19 protein-coding genes are annotated in these 14994 nt (G+C 65.2%); 10 read left to right on the forward strand and 9 right to left on the reverse strand.

Going from position 1 to position 14994, the window contains the following annotated elements:
* Positions 1–56 precede the first annotated feature (56 nt).
* The gene (locus DWA33_RS02235) at positions 57–1004 is read left to right on the forward strand and encodes a LysR family transcriptional regulator (protein ID WP_114356593.1); all 948 of its coding nucleotides are present in this window, start codon (positions 57–59) and stop codon (positions 1002–1004) included.
* 7 nt (positions 1005–1011) lie between these two features.
* Here the strand turns inward: DWA33_RS02235 and DWA33_RS02240 are convergent, their stop codons facing one another.
* The gene (locus tag DWA33_RS02240) at positions 1012–2037 is read right to left on the reverse strand and encodes a transglycosylase SLT domain-containing protein (RefSeq protein WP_114356467.1); all 1026 of its coding nucleotides are present in this window, start codon (positions 2035–2037) and stop codon (positions 1012–1014) included.
* 207 nt (positions 2038–2244) lie between these two features.
* On the opposite strand from DWA33_RS02240, the gene DWA33_RS02245 reads away from it, so the two are divergent.
* Complete coding sequence (locus DWA33_RS02245) at positions 2245–2952, forward strand: hypothetical protein (RefSeq protein WP_114356594.1); 708 nt, start codon at positions 2245–2247, stop codon at positions 2950–2952.
* A 9-nt stretch (positions 2953–2961) separates the two neighbouring features.
* Here the strand turns inward: DWA33_RS02245 and hisI are convergent, their stop codons facing one another.
* Together hisI and folE are read right to left on the reverse strand one after the other, a co-directional pair.
* Complete coding sequence (hisI, locus tag DWA33_RS02250) at positions 2962–3417, reverse strand: phosphoribosyl-AMP cyclohydrolase (RefSeq protein WP_114356468.1); 456 nt, start codon at positions 3415–3417, stop codon at positions 2962–2964.
* A gap of 28 nt (positions 3418–3445) precedes the next feature.
* Positions 3446–4135, reverse strand: a complete 690-nt coding sequence (folE, locus tag DWA33_RS02255; protein ID WP_114356469.1) for a GTP cyclohydrolase I FolE — start codon at positions 4133–4135, stop codon at positions 3446–3448.
* Between the two features lie 266 nt (positions 4136–4401).
* Between folE and DWA33_RS02260 the strand changes: the two genes are divergently transcribed.
* On the forward strand, positions 4402–4854 hold the full coding sequence (locus DWA33_RS02260) for an iron-sulfur cluster assembly scaffold protein (protein WP_114356470.1): 453 nt from the start codon (positions 4402–4404) through the stop codon (positions 4852–4854).
* Between the two features lie 138 nt (positions 4855–4992).
* Here DWA33_RS02260 and DWA33_RS02265 read toward each other — a convergent pair whose 3' ends face one another.
* On the reverse strand, positions 4993–5883 hold the full coding sequence (locus DWA33_RS02265; RefSeq protein WP_114356595.1) for a COG3904 family protein: 891 nt from the start codon (positions 5881–5883) through the stop codon (positions 4993–4995).
* Positions 5884–6123: 240 nt separating this feature from the next.
* On the opposite strand from DWA33_RS02265, the gene yidD reads away from it, so the two are divergent.
* Positions 6124–6522 carry a membrane protein insertion efficiency factor YidD gene (gene yidD / locus DWA33_RS02270; protein ID WP_114356471.1) on the forward strand — a complete coding sequence of 133 codons (399 nt, stop codon included), beginning with the start codon at positions 6124–6126 and terminating at the stop codon, positions 6520–6522.
* Here the strand turns inward: yidD and DWA33_RS02275 are convergent.
* Together DWA33_RS02275 and DWA33_RS02280 are read right to left on the reverse strand one after the other, a co-directional pair.
* Positions 6509–7234 (reverse strand): DUF3750 domain-containing protein, encoded by a 726-nt coding sequence (locus tag DWA33_RS02275; RefSeq protein ID WP_167443105.1) that lies wholly within the window; start codon positions 7232–7234, stop codon positions 6509–6511. The genes yidD and DWA33_RS02275 overlap by 14 nt on opposite strands.
* Positions 7235–7365: 131 nt before the next feature.
* Positions 7366–8619 (reverse strand): arsenic transporter, encoded by a 1254-nt coding sequence (locus DWA33_RS02280; protein ID WP_114356597.1) that lies wholly within the window; start codon positions 8617–8619, stop codon positions 7366–7368.
* A gap of 276 nt (positions 8620–8895) precedes the next feature.
* On the opposite strand from DWA33_RS02280, the gene DWA33_RS02285 reads away from it, so the two are divergent.
* From DWA33_RS02285 to DWA33_RS02295, 3 genes are all read left to right on the forward strand, one after another.
* The gene (locus tag DWA33_RS02285; protein WP_107346662.1) at positions 8896–9105 is read left to right on the forward strand and encodes a cold-shock protein; all 210 of its coding nucleotides are present in this window, start codon (positions 8896–8898) and stop codon (positions 9103–9105) included.
* A gap of 100 nt (positions 9106–9205) precedes the next feature.
* Positions 9206–9442 carry a transcriptional regulator gene (locus DWA33_RS02290; RefSeq protein ID WP_114356472.1) on the forward strand — a complete coding sequence of 79 codons (237 nt, stop codon included), beginning with the start codon at positions 9206–9208 and terminating at the stop codon, positions 9440–9442.
* A 7-nt stretch (positions 9443–9449) separates the two neighbouring features.
* The gene (locus DWA33_RS02295) at positions 9450–9689 is read left to right on the forward strand and encodes a TenA/THI-4 family protein (RefSeq protein WP_244601181.1); all 240 of its coding nucleotides are present in this window, start codon (positions 9450–9452) and stop codon (positions 9687–9689) included.
* Here the strand turns inward: DWA33_RS02295 and DWA33_RS02300 are convergent.
* The gene (locus tag DWA33_RS02300; protein ID WP_244601182.1) at positions 9679–10104 is read right to left on the reverse strand and encodes a DUF3574 domain-containing protein; all 426 of its coding nucleotides are present in this window, start codon (positions 10102–10104) and stop codon (positions 9679–9681) included. The two genes, DWA33_RS02295 and DWA33_RS02300, sit on opposite strands and share 11 nt — an antisense overlap.
* 4 nt (positions 10105–10108) lie before the next feature.
* Entirely contained in the window at positions 10109–10741 is a 633-nt protein-coding gene (locus DWA33_RS02305; RefSeq protein ID WP_114356473.1) for a TetR/AcrR family transcriptional regulator, read from the reverse strand.
* 96 nt (positions 10742–10837) lie between these two features.
* Here DWA33_RS02305 and DWA33_RS02310 point away from each other — a divergent pair, with 96 nt between their 5' ends.
* On the forward strand, positions 10838–11488 hold the full coding sequence (locus DWA33_RS02310; protein WP_114356474.1) for an O-methyltransferase: 651 nt from the start codon (positions 10838–10840) through the stop codon (positions 11486–11488).
* 361 nt (positions 11489–11849) lie between these two features.
* Here DWA33_RS02310 and DWA33_RS02320 read toward each other — a convergent pair whose 3' ends face one another.
* Complete coding sequence (locus DWA33_RS02320) at positions 11850–12968, reverse strand: MFS transporter (protein WP_114356476.1); 1119 nt, start codon at positions 12966–12968, stop codon at positions 11850–11852.
* 151 nt (positions 12969–13119) lie between these two features.
* Between DWA33_RS02320 and DWA33_RS02325 the strand changes: the two genes are divergently transcribed.
* Both DWA33_RS02325 and DWA33_RS02330 read left to right on the forward strand, forming a co-directional pair.
* Positions 13120–14250 (forward strand): helix-turn-helix transcriptional regulator, encoded by a 1131-nt coding sequence (locus DWA33_RS02325; RefSeq protein WP_114356477.1) that lies wholly within the window; start codon positions 13120–13122, stop codon positions 14248–14250.
* A gap of 26 nt (positions 14251–14276) precedes the next feature.
* Positions 14277–14738, forward strand: a complete 462-nt coding sequence (locus DWA33_RS02330) for a hypothetical protein (RefSeq protein WP_208639111.1) — start codon at positions 14277–14279, stop codon at positions 14736–14738.
* The last annotated feature ends 256 nt before the right edge of the window (positions 14739–14994 follow it).

The following is a 14994-nucleotide window of genomic DNA, read 5'->3' on the forward strand; positions in this document are numbered from 1 at the left end:
CACAGACGGAAGGCCGGCGCATCGGCGCCGGCCGTGCCGGGGAGACGGCGGCGGGCGTGGCGAAGACACAGCGCACCATCAGGTACGACTGGAACGACGTCGTCTATTTCCTGGAAGTGGCGCGGCAGCGCAGCCTGGTCCGCGCCGCCGCCAAGCTGAAGGTCGACCACACCACGGTCAGCCGCCGCATCCGCGAGCTGGAGCGCAGCCTGAATTCGACGCTGTTCAAGCGCAGCAAGTCGGGCTTCACGCTGACCGAGATCGGGATGCGGCTGCTGCAATACGCCGAGGGCATGGAGAGCCAGGCGAACTCGATCGTCGAGGCGATCGGCACCGACACCGCCGATGCCGGCGGCGCGGTGCGGATCGCCGCGATGGAAGGAATCGGCAGTTTTTATCTCACGCGCTGCATCGCCGACTTCAACCGGATCTACCCGTCGATTCAGATCGAGCTGATCACCGATACGCGGCTGCTCGACCTCAGCCGCCGCGAGGCCGACGTCTTCGTCAGCTTCTTCCGGCCGCAGGGCAAGCGGTTGTCGATCAAGAAGGTCGGCGAATTCCGGATCTCGCTTTACGCGACGGACGCGTATTTCGGAGGGCGGAGCCCGCCGACGACGGTGAAGGATCTCGAAACCCACGCCTTCATCGATTTCATCGAGGACTACATCTACAGCAAGGAAAACCGCTGGCTGTCCGACGTGCTGCGGCCGCCGCACACGATCTTTCGCAGCACCAGCCTGGTGGCGCAGTCAGTCGCCGTGTCGGCCGGGCAAGGCATCGCAATGCTGCCGTCCTACGTGGCATCCGGCAATGCCGAGCTGATTCCGGTGATGCCCGAACTGTTCACCACCCGCGACATCTGGCTGTCGGTGCACGAAGATCTGCTGCACGTCGCGCGGATCAAGGCCGTCACCACGTTCCTGGAAAAGCGGATCGAGGCCGACAGAGCGTTTCTCAACTCGGTGCAGAATCAACGCGGTCGCCGGAAGCGGAACGGCTGACCAGCGCTCAGCTCGCGAACGTGCCGCTGCGGTCGCTGAACAGGTCGAGCGGCGTCGGCGGGCGGACCTCGGGAGTGCGCGACAGCTCCGGCATCGCGGTCTGCGACGGCATTGCGGCTTGCGACGGCGAAGTCCACAGCGACTGTACGGCCGGCGACACCGGTTCGGTCCGGTCGCCGCCGAGAAACAGCGAGCGAAACATCGGCTCGCTGCCGCGCTGCGCCGTGGCGGTGCGGGTCGCGTCGCCGGCCTGGGCGGGGGTGACGTTGCGCACGTCCGGGAAGCTCGCCAGATACGCGGCGTTGTCGACCGCTGCGGGCGGCGGCGCGGCCGAGGCCAGCGTCACCGGCAGGCCGGCGACCGAAGCGATCGCGCTCTGCGTCGCCGGCGAGTTGGCGGCCGCCTCGTAGCGCGAGGCGAGATTGGAATACACCTCGGAGACGCTGCGGGCATTGCCGGAGCGGTCGTAGAAAATCGACTGATTGGCACCGGCGGCGGCGGGGAACAGCGCGGCGCCGGCGACGTTCGGCGTGTCGCCCGCTGCATTGATCAGCTTGGCGGCACCGGCCACGCCCATGAAATGCGCCATGTAAAGTTCAGCGTCGGACGGGCGGCGGCCGATCTCCCCGGTCAGCTTGAAGCTGTTCGACTGCGTCAGCACCCCGGCCATCGCCGACGACACCACCGGATCGTTACGCAGGTTCATGATCGCAGTGCGCGCAGACGGATCACTGACCGAGTAGCTGCCGGACGCCGAGCGGGTGATGGCGTCGGCGTACTGGCCGTAGCCGAACTGTGCGCCGGCCTCCTTCACAGTACCGAGCCAGGTCTGCTCGATGAACTGGAACAGGCCCTGCGCCGACGATGTGGTCGCCTGCGCGCTCGGGTTGAAGTCCGACTCCATCTTGGCGGTGGCGAGCAGATACTGGAAGCTGGTGCCGGTCTGGCCAGCCGCCTGCTTGATCGCGCCGGCGACCTTGGTCCTCGCCGGATCGACGATCATCACCGCCGGATTTGAGACCTCAGCCGCCATCGCCCTGCCCCGCTCCAATGCGCCAGTCGCGCGCGGAAGCGCCCATCTGCCATGGACCCTGCGGCGACTATGGTTAACGAGGAGTTAAGACAACGAGCGCGCCAGGCTCTGCGCGTCTTTTCTTAACTTTGCCTTAACCGGGCAATTGGTTCTATCCCTGGTAGTTGTCCAGAGATTCTTCTCTGGTCTGGGATGCGCGAGACCGCCATGACCGCGATCGCCAATTCTTCCACCGCCACATCGAGCTGGTCTCAGCCGACCAGTCTGGCTCAGATCGGGCAAGCCGGTTCGAGCACCAATGGCTCCTCCGCGCCGACCACCCCGTCGACAGCCGCCGTCACCGACACGGTGCAACTGTCCGACCGCGCCAAGGCGATCCTCGACAAGGCCAATGCCGACAAGGCGGCGACCGCCAAGCTCACCTTGTCGTTCGACGAGATGCTGCAGCAGCGCACCGATGCCTTGACCACCAAGCTCACCGACGCGTTCAAGAAAATGAACGTCAACCTCGACGACGCCGTCCGGCTGCAGGTCGACAAATTCGGCAAGGTCACCGCCGAAGGGCCGTGGAAGGAAAAGATCGAGAAGTTCTTCGAGGACAATCCCGATCTCGCCAAGGAATTGAAAGCGATCGCCGGGCTCAATGCGCTGAAGGCGGCCAACGCCGCGCTCGAGCTCTACGACAAGGAAAAGGGCTCCGGCGGCCCGGGCAGCAAGCAGCAGCAGAGCGCCTGGACAAACTACAACATCCGCTCGATGAATATTCAGACGCTGTCGGGCGTGATCAGCCTCGAGGACGGCGAATTGCGTTCCGCCGCGATGGACTACATCGACAGCATCGCCGATCCGACCGGCGCGAAGGCCGGTCCAGACCTGGTGCAGCAGCAGCGCGAGATCGCCAGCCGGCTGGCCTGATCCGCTCGGCTACTTGCCGTACACCTTGTCCGGATCGAACTTGCGGTCGGCGTCGGTTTCGATCAGCACCGGCGCGCCGTCGCCGCCGCGGTCGATGCGGCGGTAGAAACAGGAGTGCCGGCCGGTGTGGCAGGCGGCGCCGCCGGTCTGATCGACCTTGATCCACACCGCGTCCTGATCGCAGTCGACCCGCATCTCCAGCACATTCTGGACGTGACCGGAGGTCTCGCCCTTCTTCCACAGCCGCTTGCGCGAGCGGCTGTAGTACCAGGCCTCGCCGGTCTGGATGGTGCGGTCGAGCGCTTCGTCGTTCATGAACGCGACCATCAGCACGTCGCCGGTCCGGGCGTCGGTGGCGACGACCGTGACGAGCCCGTGCGAATCGAATTTCGGGCGCAGCACAACGCCTTCCTCGATGTCATCGGGTGCGACGGGTGAACACGTTGAACGCGATTCGCTGGACACGATTGAATTGCCTTGCAGGACTCGCGTGTTAGCCGCGGTCCCTGACCATCGACATGAACCTCGCCTGCTCCGCCGGATTATCGCGGAACACGCCGGTGTAGCGGCTGGTGAAGGTGGTGGCGCCCTTCTTGGCGATACCGCGCACCGACATGCAGGTGTGCTCGGCCTCGATCAGCACCGCGACGCCGCGCGGCTTCAGCACCTCGTCGACCGCCGCGGCGATCTGCGCAGTGAGATGCTCCTGGGTCTGCAGCCGGCGGCCGAAGATGTCGACCAGCCGCGCCAGCTTCGACAGCCCGACCACGCGCTCCACCGGCGTATAGGCGATGTGCGCCTTGCCGTAGAACGGCATCACGTGGTGCTCGCAATGCGAGGTGAAGCTGATGTTGCGGACCAGCACGAAGTCGTCGTAGCCGGCGGTCTCGCCGAAGGTGCGCTCCAGCACTTCCTTCGGGCACTGGTGATAGCCCTGGAACAGCTCGTCATAGGCTTCGACCACCCGGCGCGGGGTATCGATCAGCCCCTCGCGCTCGGTGTTCTCGCCGATATAGGACAGCAGCGTCTTGACCGCCGCCTCGGCTTCGGCACGCGACGGGCGCGGCTGATCGGGCTGCACCGCGACTTCCAGGAAGTCGGACGGATCGAGTTCGGTCGGCTGGAATTCGGGGCGGCTGTCGGCCGGCTTGGTGCCGCGGATCGGCTTGATTTTGGCGTCCATCTTCTCTCCGTTCGACCGGCCTTGTTGGGCCGGATGTGTCACCGGGCAGACGGGCGGACAACAGCCGGTCGTCTTGATCCCTTCGGCGAACCCGGCCGGCCAAATCTTTGACCGATCTCGGCTCGCATCCTCCACGCGGCGCAGTCAGCCGCAAGGCGAGGCTTCATTTCGAACCCCACGCTTCCTATATAAGACGGCAAGCCGGAACCGCCAAGGTCGCCGCCCCGCGCGACCAGTGCCCAGGGCGCCCGCACGGAATTCGCCGCATGCTCAACGACATCTACAACAACCGCATCATCGAACTGGCCGGTAATATTCCGCGGATCGGACGATTGCAGCATCCCGACGCCAGCGCCACCGCACATTCCAAACTGTGCGGCTCCACGGTGACGATCGACCTGAAGATGGACGGCGACACCGTCACCGACTTCGCCCACATCGTCAAAGCCTGCGCGCTCGGCCAGGCGTCGTCGTCGATCATGGCGAGCCATGTGGTCGGCTCGACCGCCAGCGAACTCAAAGCGTTGCGCGAGACCGTGCGCAAGATGCTGAAAGAGAACGGCGCCCCGCCCGACGGCAAATGGGCCGACATCGCGATGCTCGAGCCGGTCCGCGACTACAAGGCCCGCCACGCCTCGACGCTGCTGACCTTCGACGCCGTGGTCGACGCCATCGGCCAGATCGAAGCGCAGCGGGATGGCGCCCAGGCGACGGCGTAAGTCCGCCCTTTCCACGAGTCATTCCGGGGCGCGGGCAACGCCCGCGAACCCGGAATCTCGACGTTTCGAAAAAGAACGCGCAACAATCTCGGGATTCCGGGTTCGCGCTTCGCGCGCCCCGGAATGACGTTGCTTGGTTCAGTGCCCCGGCTGGGCCGCGGCGGTGCTGCCGGTCGGCAGGGCGTCGGCGGTCTTGGTGGCGGGTGCCGGCTGGGCAGTGAAGCGGTCCTGCACCGGCTTCGGACCAACCGACGCCGCCGTCTTGGCCGGACTGCCGCCAAGCCCCGGCAGCAGATCGGCGATCGCCAGGGTGGTGATCAGATTGGTGTCGCGCAGCTCGGCGCGGGACAATTCGTGCAGGTCTTCCCACGGCGGCACGCTGAGGGCGAGCGACAACAGATCGCCGGTGCCGCCCATGTCGAAGGTGAACTTGGCGAGCCGGCCGATGTCGCGCTCGACGATCGACATGTCCTGCGCCGAATAGCTGGCGGCGCGGGCGTCCTCGGCGCGGTCGCCCATCCAGATCTGATGCACCCGGACGCGGGCGCCTTCCGGCACATAGCGGGTCTGCCCCGCCAACAGCAGAAACACACACATCGATTCGCAATAGGCGCCCGGCTCGATCCGCGGCCGGTTGCCGAGCGGCGACGCCGACGGCACGCTGATGCCGACCGTGGTCGCCAGCCCCAGCTTGCGCCAGCGCCGGCCGAGGGTGATGGCGTCATTGACCGAGCCGCCGCTGGAATCCAGCACCACGGTGGCGCCGCCGAGCTGGCGGCCGCGGGCGAAGTCTTCGAACGCCTTCGGGGTGTCGATGGTGACGATCCCGACCGCGCTGATCCAGCCGCCGCAATCCGGATCGCAGGCAACCCAGCCGAACTTCATCGGCTGCCGCCGCGCCTCCAGGCTGCCTGAGCCGGCGGTGACGGGAATGCTGCTGTCGGCCGCGAACCCGAGTAGAACGACGCCGAACGCTGCGACCCGCCACAGCGCCGAACCGGTCAAACAGGAGAGAACCGAGCGTCCCAACCTTGCGTCCTTCGCATCCGGCAGCAACAGCGCGACAAGTTCCAATCCGAATCTGTCACGTCTCTGTTACCTAACCGTTGCGAAAAAGCTAACTTTGATCAACCGCAAACTCCACCGCGATTTGCTGCGTTGCGCTCAACAGCGCGCGAGTTTTGGTGAAGTGTTGCGCAAATGTCGGCGAGCTGCGGTTCCCCGCCGAGGAACCGGGCAAGCCGCCGCTCGTCGAAACGGCACCTGCTCATGCAACTACCAACCAGCAGAACTAACTGGATCGCTATCGCGCTGCGGCTGCCACGGAACTTCGGCCGCGGCCTGATCTGGCTGTATCGCCACACGCTGTCGCCGCTGGTCGGCTATAACTGCCGGCACTATCCGACCTGTTCGATGTATGGGGACGAAGCGATCAGCCGGTTCGGATTGTGGGCGGGCGGCTGGATGACGCTGGCGCGGCTGCTGCGCTGCCAGCCGTTCGGCACCTCGGGAATCGACTTAGTTCCACAAACCACCCCGCGCGGCGCGCGCTGGTATCTGCCGTGGCGCTACGCCCGCTGGCGCGGCGTCAACGCGCCGCCGCCGGATCCCGCCGAGCCGTGCGGCTGCGGCACGCATTCGCAGCATTCGCAGCTCACGCCGCACTGACGCCGATGCGGCCGAGGCCCGGCAGCTTGAGCGCGGGGCGGCGCAGATCGAGGCCGAGCACCGCGCCGAGGACGTTGAGTTCGACGCCCTCGATCCAGCCCAGCGTCAGCCCGAGGTAACCGCCGAGCGTGGCGCGCACGCCGGTGCCGGACGGCGTCCACGCGATCCAGCCGCCGTCCCATGGATAGTCCTTGCCGATCGCCGTCGGCGGCAGCGTGGTGCGCAGCTCCGGCACCGCCGCCATCACCGCGGCCACGAAGGTGTTGGAGTTCGGCCCCGGCCAGGCGCGATAGTCGCCGTAAGCGGCAAGCCTGTAGCCTTTCACCGCGGCTTCGATCTTCGGAATCATCGCCGCCGCCGCTTCGCCGTCGGCGGCCGCGATCAGTTGCGGCTCGTCGCCGAACCAGCGGCCGTCGGCGACGAAACCATTGACGCGGATCGGCGCACCCCATGCGGTGTAGTCGTAGCGGGTGTAGCGCGACGCGCCCGCCGGCTTGACCACGATCCAGCTGTGCACCGCGAAGATGCCGCGCCAGCGCACCGTGCGCGCGGCGAACACCCGCACCACCGCATCGGGATGCTGCGCCGCCGGCGGCAGCAGCCCGGCGCTGGAGCGGTCGGCGCTCTGCCAGTCGACGCTGCGATCGCCCAGCCAGTATTTTCCGGCCGACACGGCGATCGGCACGATCAGCAACAGCAACAGGATCAGCACGAAACGTCTCACGCGGGATGGGTCGAAACGAGGAAGGATGCTGGGAATATAGACGGCACCCTGCCTCTCGCCAGAACCGATCACGCGCTCGTGCTGGAACGGCACGCGTTGTCAGCGACGCGGCAAGAGGGTCACCACACCGCCGCGGCCAGCGCGGCGATCAGCGCCGGCGGCGTGACGACGAGGCCGAGCTTGAGGAACCGCCAGGCGCTGACTTCGATCCGGTTCCGCCGCAGCACCACCAGCCACAGGATGGTCGCGAGCGAACCGGTGACCGAGAAGTTCGGCCCCAAATCGACGCCGATCAGCAGCGCCGCGATGGTCTCGCGCGGCAGATGATTGTCGGCCGCGACCGAACCGGCGACGAGGCCGACCGGCAGGTTGTTGCCGATGTTGCAGGCGATCGCGGTGACGATGCCGGCCGCCCACGAGCCGAGCCGCGGCGCATCGGCCACCGCCTCGCGCAGCACGCCGCCGAGGGCGCCGATCACGCCGGTGCGGCTCAACGCTTCGACCATCACGAACAGGCCTGCGACCAGCGGCACCACGCTCCACGACACTCCCCGCAGCACCGGCAGCGGCGACTGCCGCGCCAGCGCCAGCACGACGGCGGTGGTGACGAGTCCGCATACGAAGGTCGGCAGGCCGAGCGCGACGTTCAGCGCCGAGGCGGTGAGCAGCACGATCGCGATCGCGCCGATCCCGACCGCGGCGAGCTTGCCGCCGCGCGACAGATGCGGCGTCGCCACCCGCGCCTCGATGGTCTGCTCGGCCAGCGAGCGGCGCAATGCGAGGCGCAGCGCCAGATAGGTCGCGACGATCGCCGCCACAGACGGCAGCGTGAATTGCTGCAGCCAGCCGCCGAGATGCGGCATGTGTTCGCCGAACACCACGAGATTGGCCGGATTGGAGATCGGCAGCACGAAGCTCGCCGCGTTGGCGATGAAGGCGCAGACGAACAGATACGGCAGCGGCGCGGCGCCCGCGGCACGGGTGGCGACGTACACCGCCGGCGTCAGCACGATCGCGGTGGCATCGTTCGACAGCAGCACGGTGACCAGCACGCCGACCACATAGACCAGCAGGAACAAGCGCTGCGGCGAGCCGCGGGCATGCTCGACCGCGTAGGCGGCGAGGTAATCGAACAGCCCCTCGCGATGCGCCAGCTCGGCGATCAGCATCATGCCGATCAGGAACAGATACACGTCGATGCCGTTGCGCACCCCGGCGAGCGCGTCCTGCCACGACAGCAGGCCGAGAACGACCAGCGCGCCCGCACCGGCGACCGCCCACACCGCCTCGGGCCAGCGCAGCGGACGAATAATCACGCCCGCCGTGGCGAGGGCGACGATACTCCAGGTCAATATCAGATCGTCGGACAGCATCGAGCTTGGCATAGCGAGGTGACGTGCGGGGTGCGGGATGGAACTAACCGATAAGCGAAGACGCTGCGGTTGTCTCTATCGGTACGGTTGCAGCCCCTCCGCACGGCGCGCGACAATATAGTCCTTGTATGATCGAAGCGGATGCTATACGGTGCAGGTCATTCGATTAGCCGCTGTGCCTTTCTGAATGCGCCCGCGGGCTCCTTCCCAAAGTCATCGATTAGTTGAAACGTCACGTGCCATGTTGGCGCGGACGATGTGCTTTGGAGAATAGAAATGACGACAGGTACCGTGAAGTGGTTCAACGGCCAAAAGGGTTTTGGCTTCATCGCCCCGAACGACGGCGGCAACGACGTGTTCGTGCACATCAGCGCGGTTGAGCGCGCCGGGCTGTCCGGCCTCGCCGAAGGCCAGCAGGTCTCGTTCGAGGTCAAGGTCGACAGAATGCGCGGCAAGAGCAGCGCCGAAAACCTCGCGCTGGCTTGATCCGGCGTCTCCGTTTCACGGATGTACTGAAACGGCAGATGGGCCCGTTCGATCCTCGTGATCGGGCGGGTTTTGCCGCGCGTGCCGAAAGGAAGCGGATATGAGCGATACCAAGACGACCACCCCCTCCCCGACCAGCATCGAACGGGCGCGCCGCAAGGCACTCGAGCAGCAGGAAGGCGCGCAGCGGATGGCCGAAATCGAACGCGAGGCCGTCGCCACGCGCAAGAACATGGCGCGGCTGCGCGAGCTGCGGCTCGCCCGCGAGGCCGAACAGGCCGCCGCCGCCTCGGACGCGGCGCCGGCACCGAAGAAGCGGACCCGCAAGACGTCCTGAGTCCGACATGAGCGGTGCGCCGCTGGCGCGGTCCCGGCTGGAGACGACGATGGCGACCGTCGACGATTTCAAACTGATCCGCGACATCCAGAGTAACGGCGGCCGCCGCCAGGTGTTCGGTGCGCGCGAGCGGAAGCCGTTCGAAGACCTGGTCGAGCTCGGCTGGCTGAAGCGCGCCTCGGTCGATCCACGCTCGACCCACTATCAGATCACCGATCGCGGCGTCGCCGCTGCGCTCAGAAGCTGACGCAGCTCGGCCGCACCGAGACCATCACCGCCTGCTGCTTGAAGCGCTGCTTGTAGGCTTCGGCGATGGCGCTGAGCGCCGCGCGCCTGACCGAATCTTCGGCGAACACCAGCGTCACCAGCTTGGCTTTCTCGCGGACGACGTGGCCGCGCTCGCCGTCGCGCCACTGCCCGACGCCGTCGACCACCGTCAGCCCGTCCGGAAACCGCGGTGTGATTTCCTCGGCGGTGAAGCGCTTGAATTCCGCATCGCTGACGCCGAGCCGGTCGCCGATGTTGCGGCCGAACGCCAGCTCGGCGCTGAGCATCGGCTGCGACGGCGGCAGGCACGCCGGCGCCGGCAGAGCGGCACAGCCCGCGAGCGTCGCTGCAGCGAGGCAGGCCACCAACCACCGCATCATCATCGGCTTCGGCATCGTCTCAATCTCGTCGCAGCGTCTTCAGATAGGCGCATAGCATGTCGGCGACCGAATCCGCATAGGCGGTGATCGCGGCGGCTGCGCGGGGGCGGCTGGAGAAATCCTTGCCGAGCGCAGCGATGGTGCGGCCGATCAGCTCGGCCGCGCGAGCCCGCGTCGCCTCTGAACTCTGCGGCGCCGCCTCGCGCAGGAATGCCGCCATCGTTCCGTCCATCGCCTTGCGCGCGGCGCGGGCTTCCGGCGCGTCGCGATACAGCGGCGCGGCATCGTCGAGCGCGCCGCGGACTTCGGCTTCGTCGCATTCGGACTGGATGAAGGCGTGCACCAGCCGGCGCAGCCGCTTCGGCGGCGGATCGCGGCGATCTTCGAGGATGTCGCGCAGCATCTGTGAGGTCTGCCGCCACTCGTCGCTCTGCAGCCGGAACAGGATCGCGGCCTTGTTGGGGAAGTACTGATACAGCGAGCCGACGCTGACGCCGGCTTTGTCGGCGACCCGCGCCGTGGTGAAGCGCTGCGCGCCCTGCTTCGCCAAAACCTGAACAGCCGCCTCCAGAATGGCCGCGACCAACTCCGTCGAGCGCGCCTGCTGCGGCTGTTTTCGCGTGGAGATTGAGCCACTTCGGCGTTCGGCCATGAGCGCCCCGGGGAATGCGATTAGCGAATGCGAATATTTATTCGTATTTCTGAGGACGCGCAACATCGCGCTGATCACTCCCTGTTGGAGTTCGCAATGACCACCCTGACCACCTCACCCCTGGCCCCGCTGCTGGCACGATTGTTCGACGAAGCCGACGCCGCCCAGCCGCAGCTCGACCGGCTCCCGCCCGACACGATGTCGTTGATGCGCAGCAAGACCGACTACGCGACGCTGTACGGCCGGCTGAAGGACTACGCGCTGGCGGTGTCGCCCGAGACCGGCGCGCTGCTCTACATGCTGGCGCGAAGCTGCCGCGCCCGGACGATCGTCGAGTTCGGCACCTCGTTCGGCATTTCGACGCTGCATCTGGCCGCAGCGCTACGCGACAATGGCGGCGGCCGGCTGATCACCACCGAGTTCGAGCACGCCAAGATGGTCCGTGCCGAGGCCAACCTAGAAGCCGGCGACCTCGCCGATCTGGTCGAATTCCGCGAAGGCGACGCGCTGCAGACCCTCAGCAAGGATCTGCCCGACCGCATCGATCTCGTGCTGCTCGACGGCGCCAAGGCGTTGTATGCGGAGATTCTCGACCGGCTCGAAAGCCGGCTTGCGCCCGGCGCGCTGATCGTCGCCGACAATGCCGATCACTGCCCGGACTATCTCGCCCGGGTGCGCGATCCGGCCAACGGCTATCTGTCGGTGCCGTTCGCGGCCGATGTCGAGCTGTCGATGCGGCTCGGCTGATCATTTCGACGGGGCGCCCGCCCCGTGGTCTGCCGCCGGCAGCGCCGGCCGTAAGCGTTCAACGTCAATCAACGCACGTCCCGATCCATCGCGATCGGCGTGCGCTGATGGCGCCGCCGATCGCGGATCAGCCTGGAGACTCCCATGGCCGTCCGTTCGATCGACGCCCGCCTCGCCCCGACCCTGTCTTTGCGCCGCCGGCTGGCGCTGCACATCTGCCTCGTCCTCACCGCGATCGCGGCGCTGATCCCGCCGCACGCCTCGCCGACCCATGCGCCGGTTCTGATCGGCGCGCGCCTGCTGCTGGGTGTGATCGACTATGTGAGGCGTCGGAGCGCGACGCGATGCGGCTGCAGCGCTTTCAAGCGCTGCGGTCGCGGGTCGCGACCACCACCATGCACAGCGCCAGCGCCAGCACCGCGGTCGAGACGTAGCCGTTGACGCGCAGCAGCCCGGCCGCGAACAGCGCGCCACCGACCGCCGAGCCGATCGCCTGGCCGACATACAGCACAGACGTATTCAGCGACACCGTCGCGCCGGCGAGCATCGGATCGGCCGTGACCAGCCGAACCTGCTGCATCGAGTTCGATGCCGCGAAGCCGAGCCCCCACACCGCCACCGCGGCCGCCATCACGGCAAAATGTCCGGCCGCGAAGGTCCAGCCGGCGACGCCCGCCAGCATCAGCGAGGTGAACAGCGCCGAGGTGCGATACGCGCCCCAGCCGTCGACGATGCGGCTGGCGATGATGTTGCCGACGAAGCCGCAGACGCCGTAGATCGCGAACACCAGCGCGATCTCGCGCGGCCCGGCGCCGGTCAACCCGGTGAGCAGCGGCCCGAAGAAGGTGAACACCACGAACTGCCCGGAGGTCTGCAGCGACGACACCCCGAGCAGCGTCAGGATGCGGCGGCTGCGCCCCACCGCCGCCCAGGTGCGCAGGCTCACCGGCGCTGCGGTCAGGCCGCCCGGCAGCCGCAGCCATAACAGGATGAAGCTGATCAGGCCGATGCCGCCGACCGTCAGGTAGGCGCCGCGCCAGCCGGCATGATCGGCCGCGAAGGTCACCAGCGGCACGCCGAGCGCCACCGCCAGCGACCAGCCGAGAAACACATACGCCATGGTGCCGCCGCGGCTCTCAGGCGGCACGATCAACGCCACCGCGCCCGCGGCCTGCGGCGTGTACAGCGCGCCGACCGCGAGCATCGCCAGTCGCACCACCAGCAGCACTGCATAGTTCGGCGCAAGGGCGGAGGCGAGATTGCCGAGCGCCAGCACCGCCAGGGTCCCCGTCAGCAGCAGCCGGCGGTCGATCCGGCTGGTCAGCCACGCGGTGAGCGGAGATCCGATGCACAGCACGATCGCCCCGAAGGTGATGAGCAGCCCGGCGTCGCGGATCGTCACGCCGAGCCCGGCCGCCAGATCCGGCAACATGCCCGCCGGCGCCAGAACCGAGGTTCCGGTGACGAAATTGCCGAGCATCAGGGCGGGGGGAGCGAATTTGCGGGACACTTCCAGAGGCTAGCAGGGTTTTCATGCAAGTGCATTAAAATTCTGCGGGTCGAAGATGCGAGGCCCCGAAAGGGGCGAAATCCGAGTTTGCAAGTTTGCGCAAATATGATAACTGTCTGTTATGAATGGAAATTTCTCTACATTTCGGACTCCGGCTCAGCTAATCGAAGCCCTTCTGAGGGAAAAAGGTTGGACGAATCGCGTCTTCGCTTTGGTCCTCGGTTTAGATGAGGCAACCACGTCACGCATCGTAAACGGCAAGCGCGATGTGGACGCGGCGCTGGCAGTAGCTCTTGAGGAAGCGCTTAATGTTCCGGCTGAACATTTTCTGGAACTGCAACAGAGCTACGATTTAGCGCAGGCGAGGCTGGCAGCTCCCCATGATCCGGTTAGGGAGCTTCGCGCTCACTTATTCGGGAAGCTGCCTATCGCTGAAATGATCAAACGAGGCTGGATTCACGCTAAAGACGTCAGGGACCCTTTGGTCCAATCTGAACTAGTTCGATTTTTCGGCGTAAATCGCATTGAAGACATCGAAATACTCCCCCACGCCGCAAAGAAAACAGACGTAAAGAACGAGCCGACACCGGTTCAGTTAGCGTGGCTTTATCGAGTCAAGAAGATTGCTGGTGAAATGCTTGTGGCTAGGTACAGCCACGAAGCATTGCTAGCAACGATGCCAAGGCTAAAGCAGCTCCTACTGTCACCCGAAGAGGCCCGCAAAGTCCCGCGGCTTCTGGCAGAGTGCGGAGTTCGCTTCCTAATTGTCGAAAGTTTGCCGAGCGCAAAGATTGATGGCGTGTGCTTCTGGCTAAACGAGAAGTCGCCAGTCATCGCTCTTTCCATGCGCTTTGATCGCATCGACAACTTTTGGTTCGTTTTACGCCACGAGATTGAGCACGTCTTACAAGAACATGGCAAAACTCGAATAATGCTTGATGCTGACCTTGAGGGTGAGGACTCGTTAATTGATGAGGAAGAGGCCGCAGCCAACCAAGCTGCAGCCGAATTTTGCGTCCCTCAGTCAAAGATGAATGCATTTATAGCACGTAAAGCGCCGTTCTTTTACGAACGCGACATCCTTGCTTTCGCGAAAATGATCAACGTGCACCCAGGCCTGATTGCGGGACAGATTAGACGTCGGACTAACAGGTATGACAGATTTGGGAATTACCTCGTAAAAGTGCGTGCATCAGTACTACCGAGCTCCATTTCTGACGGATGGGGCAACGTATATCCAATCGAGCAATAGGACGGATGATGTCAAAGAAGCGCGAGATGCAACGCCTGATCCGGTCTTACAAAGACGAGACTGGGGAACGCGTTGTCGACATGAAGAGAGTCGCGAAGTGGGCAGCCGGCAAGGGCTGGCCTCTTCCAATCCCGCAAGACCCTTTAGAGTTGTTGGCGAAGCAATTCGCTGATGCGGCTCGCGAGGAGACGAAGCGCGACCTTGCTACTGGTCGTCCATACCGAGTGAATCACTCCTTCGTGGAACGACGCGGTGGCCAACAACTTCACCTCTGGATTGATATCGACGAGGCTGAACGTGGACCGTTTCTCAAATCTGCGGTGACACGGCGAGAGCAGATGGTGGGTGACGGTCTTCAATTAACACTGGACATCATGCATTGGAACTCGATCAATGCTGACAAAGAACCAATCGATCTACCAATGGATCTGACTTTCGACATTGAGCTCAGACTGAATGCGCCCGATGACGATGAAGAGGCGGCCTAAGAGCCGCCTCACCTCAGTTTTCAGCGACCTATGGAGGCACCCCGCCGACCTTGCGCGTGACCTGCCCCTGCTCGGCTGAGCCTCAGATTAACAGATCCAACGAGATCGGAAGCTTCGGCACAAATTAACAAGACGAAAGAATCCCGATGTAAGTACAGAGATTCGGGCACCAACCAATACTGTTTTTTGTATGTGATAATCTTTTAGAGAAAATCCGGACATGACGATGCGAGGTGGTCATGGGTGACGGCTACAA

This window comes from Rhodopseudomonas pentothenatexigens (assembly GCF_900218015.1).
In the GTDB taxonomy this organism is placed as follows: Bacteria; Pseudomonadota; Alphaproteobacteria; order Rhizobiales; family Xanthobacteraceae; genus Rhodopseudomonas; species Rhodopseudomonas pentothenatexigens.

Coding starts and splice junctions, on each gene's coding strand:
- DWA33_RS02320 (WP_114356476.1), bottom strand. CDS start 12,968: ATGCTCGGCAATTTCGTCACCGGAACCTCGGTTCTGGCGCCGGCGGGC.
- DWA33_RS02285 (WP_107346662.1), top strand. CDS start 8,896: ATGACGACAGGTACCGTGAAGTGGTTCAACGGCCAAAAGGGTTTTGGC.
- DWA33_RS02305 (WP_114356473.1), bottom strand. CDS start 10,741: ATGGCCGAACGCCGAAGTGGCTCAATCTCCACGCGAAAACAGCCGCAG.
- DWA33_RS02280 (WP_114356597.1), bottom strand. CDS start 8,619: ATGCTGTCCGACGATCTGATATTGACCTGGAGTATCGTCGCCCTCGCC.
- DWA33_RS02295 (WP_244601181.1), top strand. CDS start 9,450: ATGAGCGGTGCGCCGCTGGCGCGGTCCCGGCTGGAGACGACGATGGCG.
- folE (WP_114356469.1), bottom strand. CDS start 4,135: ATGGACGCCAAAATCAAGCCGATCCGCGGCACCAAGCCGGCCGACAGC.
- DWA33_RS02240 (WP_114356467.1), bottom strand. CDS start 2,037: ATGGCGGCTGAGGTCTCAAATCCGGCGGTGATGATCGTCGATCCGGCG.
- DWA33_RS02330 (WP_208639111.1), top strand. CDS start 14,277: ATGCAACGCCTGATCCGGTCTTACAAAGACGAGACTGGGGAACGCGTT.
- DWA33_RS02300 (WP_244601182.1), bottom strand. CDS start 10,104: ATGCCGAAGCCGATGATGATGCGGTGGTTGGTGGCCTGCCTCGCTGCA.
- DWA33_RS02325 (WP_114356477.1), top strand. CDS start 13,120: ATGAATGGAAATTTCTCTACATTTCGGACTCCGGCTCAGCTAATCGAA.
- DWA33_RS02290 (WP_114356472.1), top strand. CDS start 9,206: ATGAGCGATACCAAGACGACCACCCCCTCCCCGACCAGCATCGAACGG.
- DWA33_RS02245 (WP_114356594.1), top strand. CDS start 2,245: ATGACCGCGATCGCCAATTCTTCCACCGCCACATCGAGCTGGTCTCAG.
- yidD (WP_114356471.1), top strand. CDS start 6,124: ATGCAACTACCAACCAGCAGAACTAACTGGATCGCTATCGCGCTGCGG.
- DWA33_RS02260 (WP_114356470.1), top strand. CDS start 4,402: ATGCTCAACGACATCTACAACAACCGCATCATCGAACTGGCCGGTAAT.
- DWA33_RS02310 (WP_114356474.1), top strand. CDS start 10,838: ATGACCACCCTGACCACCTCACCCCTGGCCCCGCTGCTGGCACGATTG.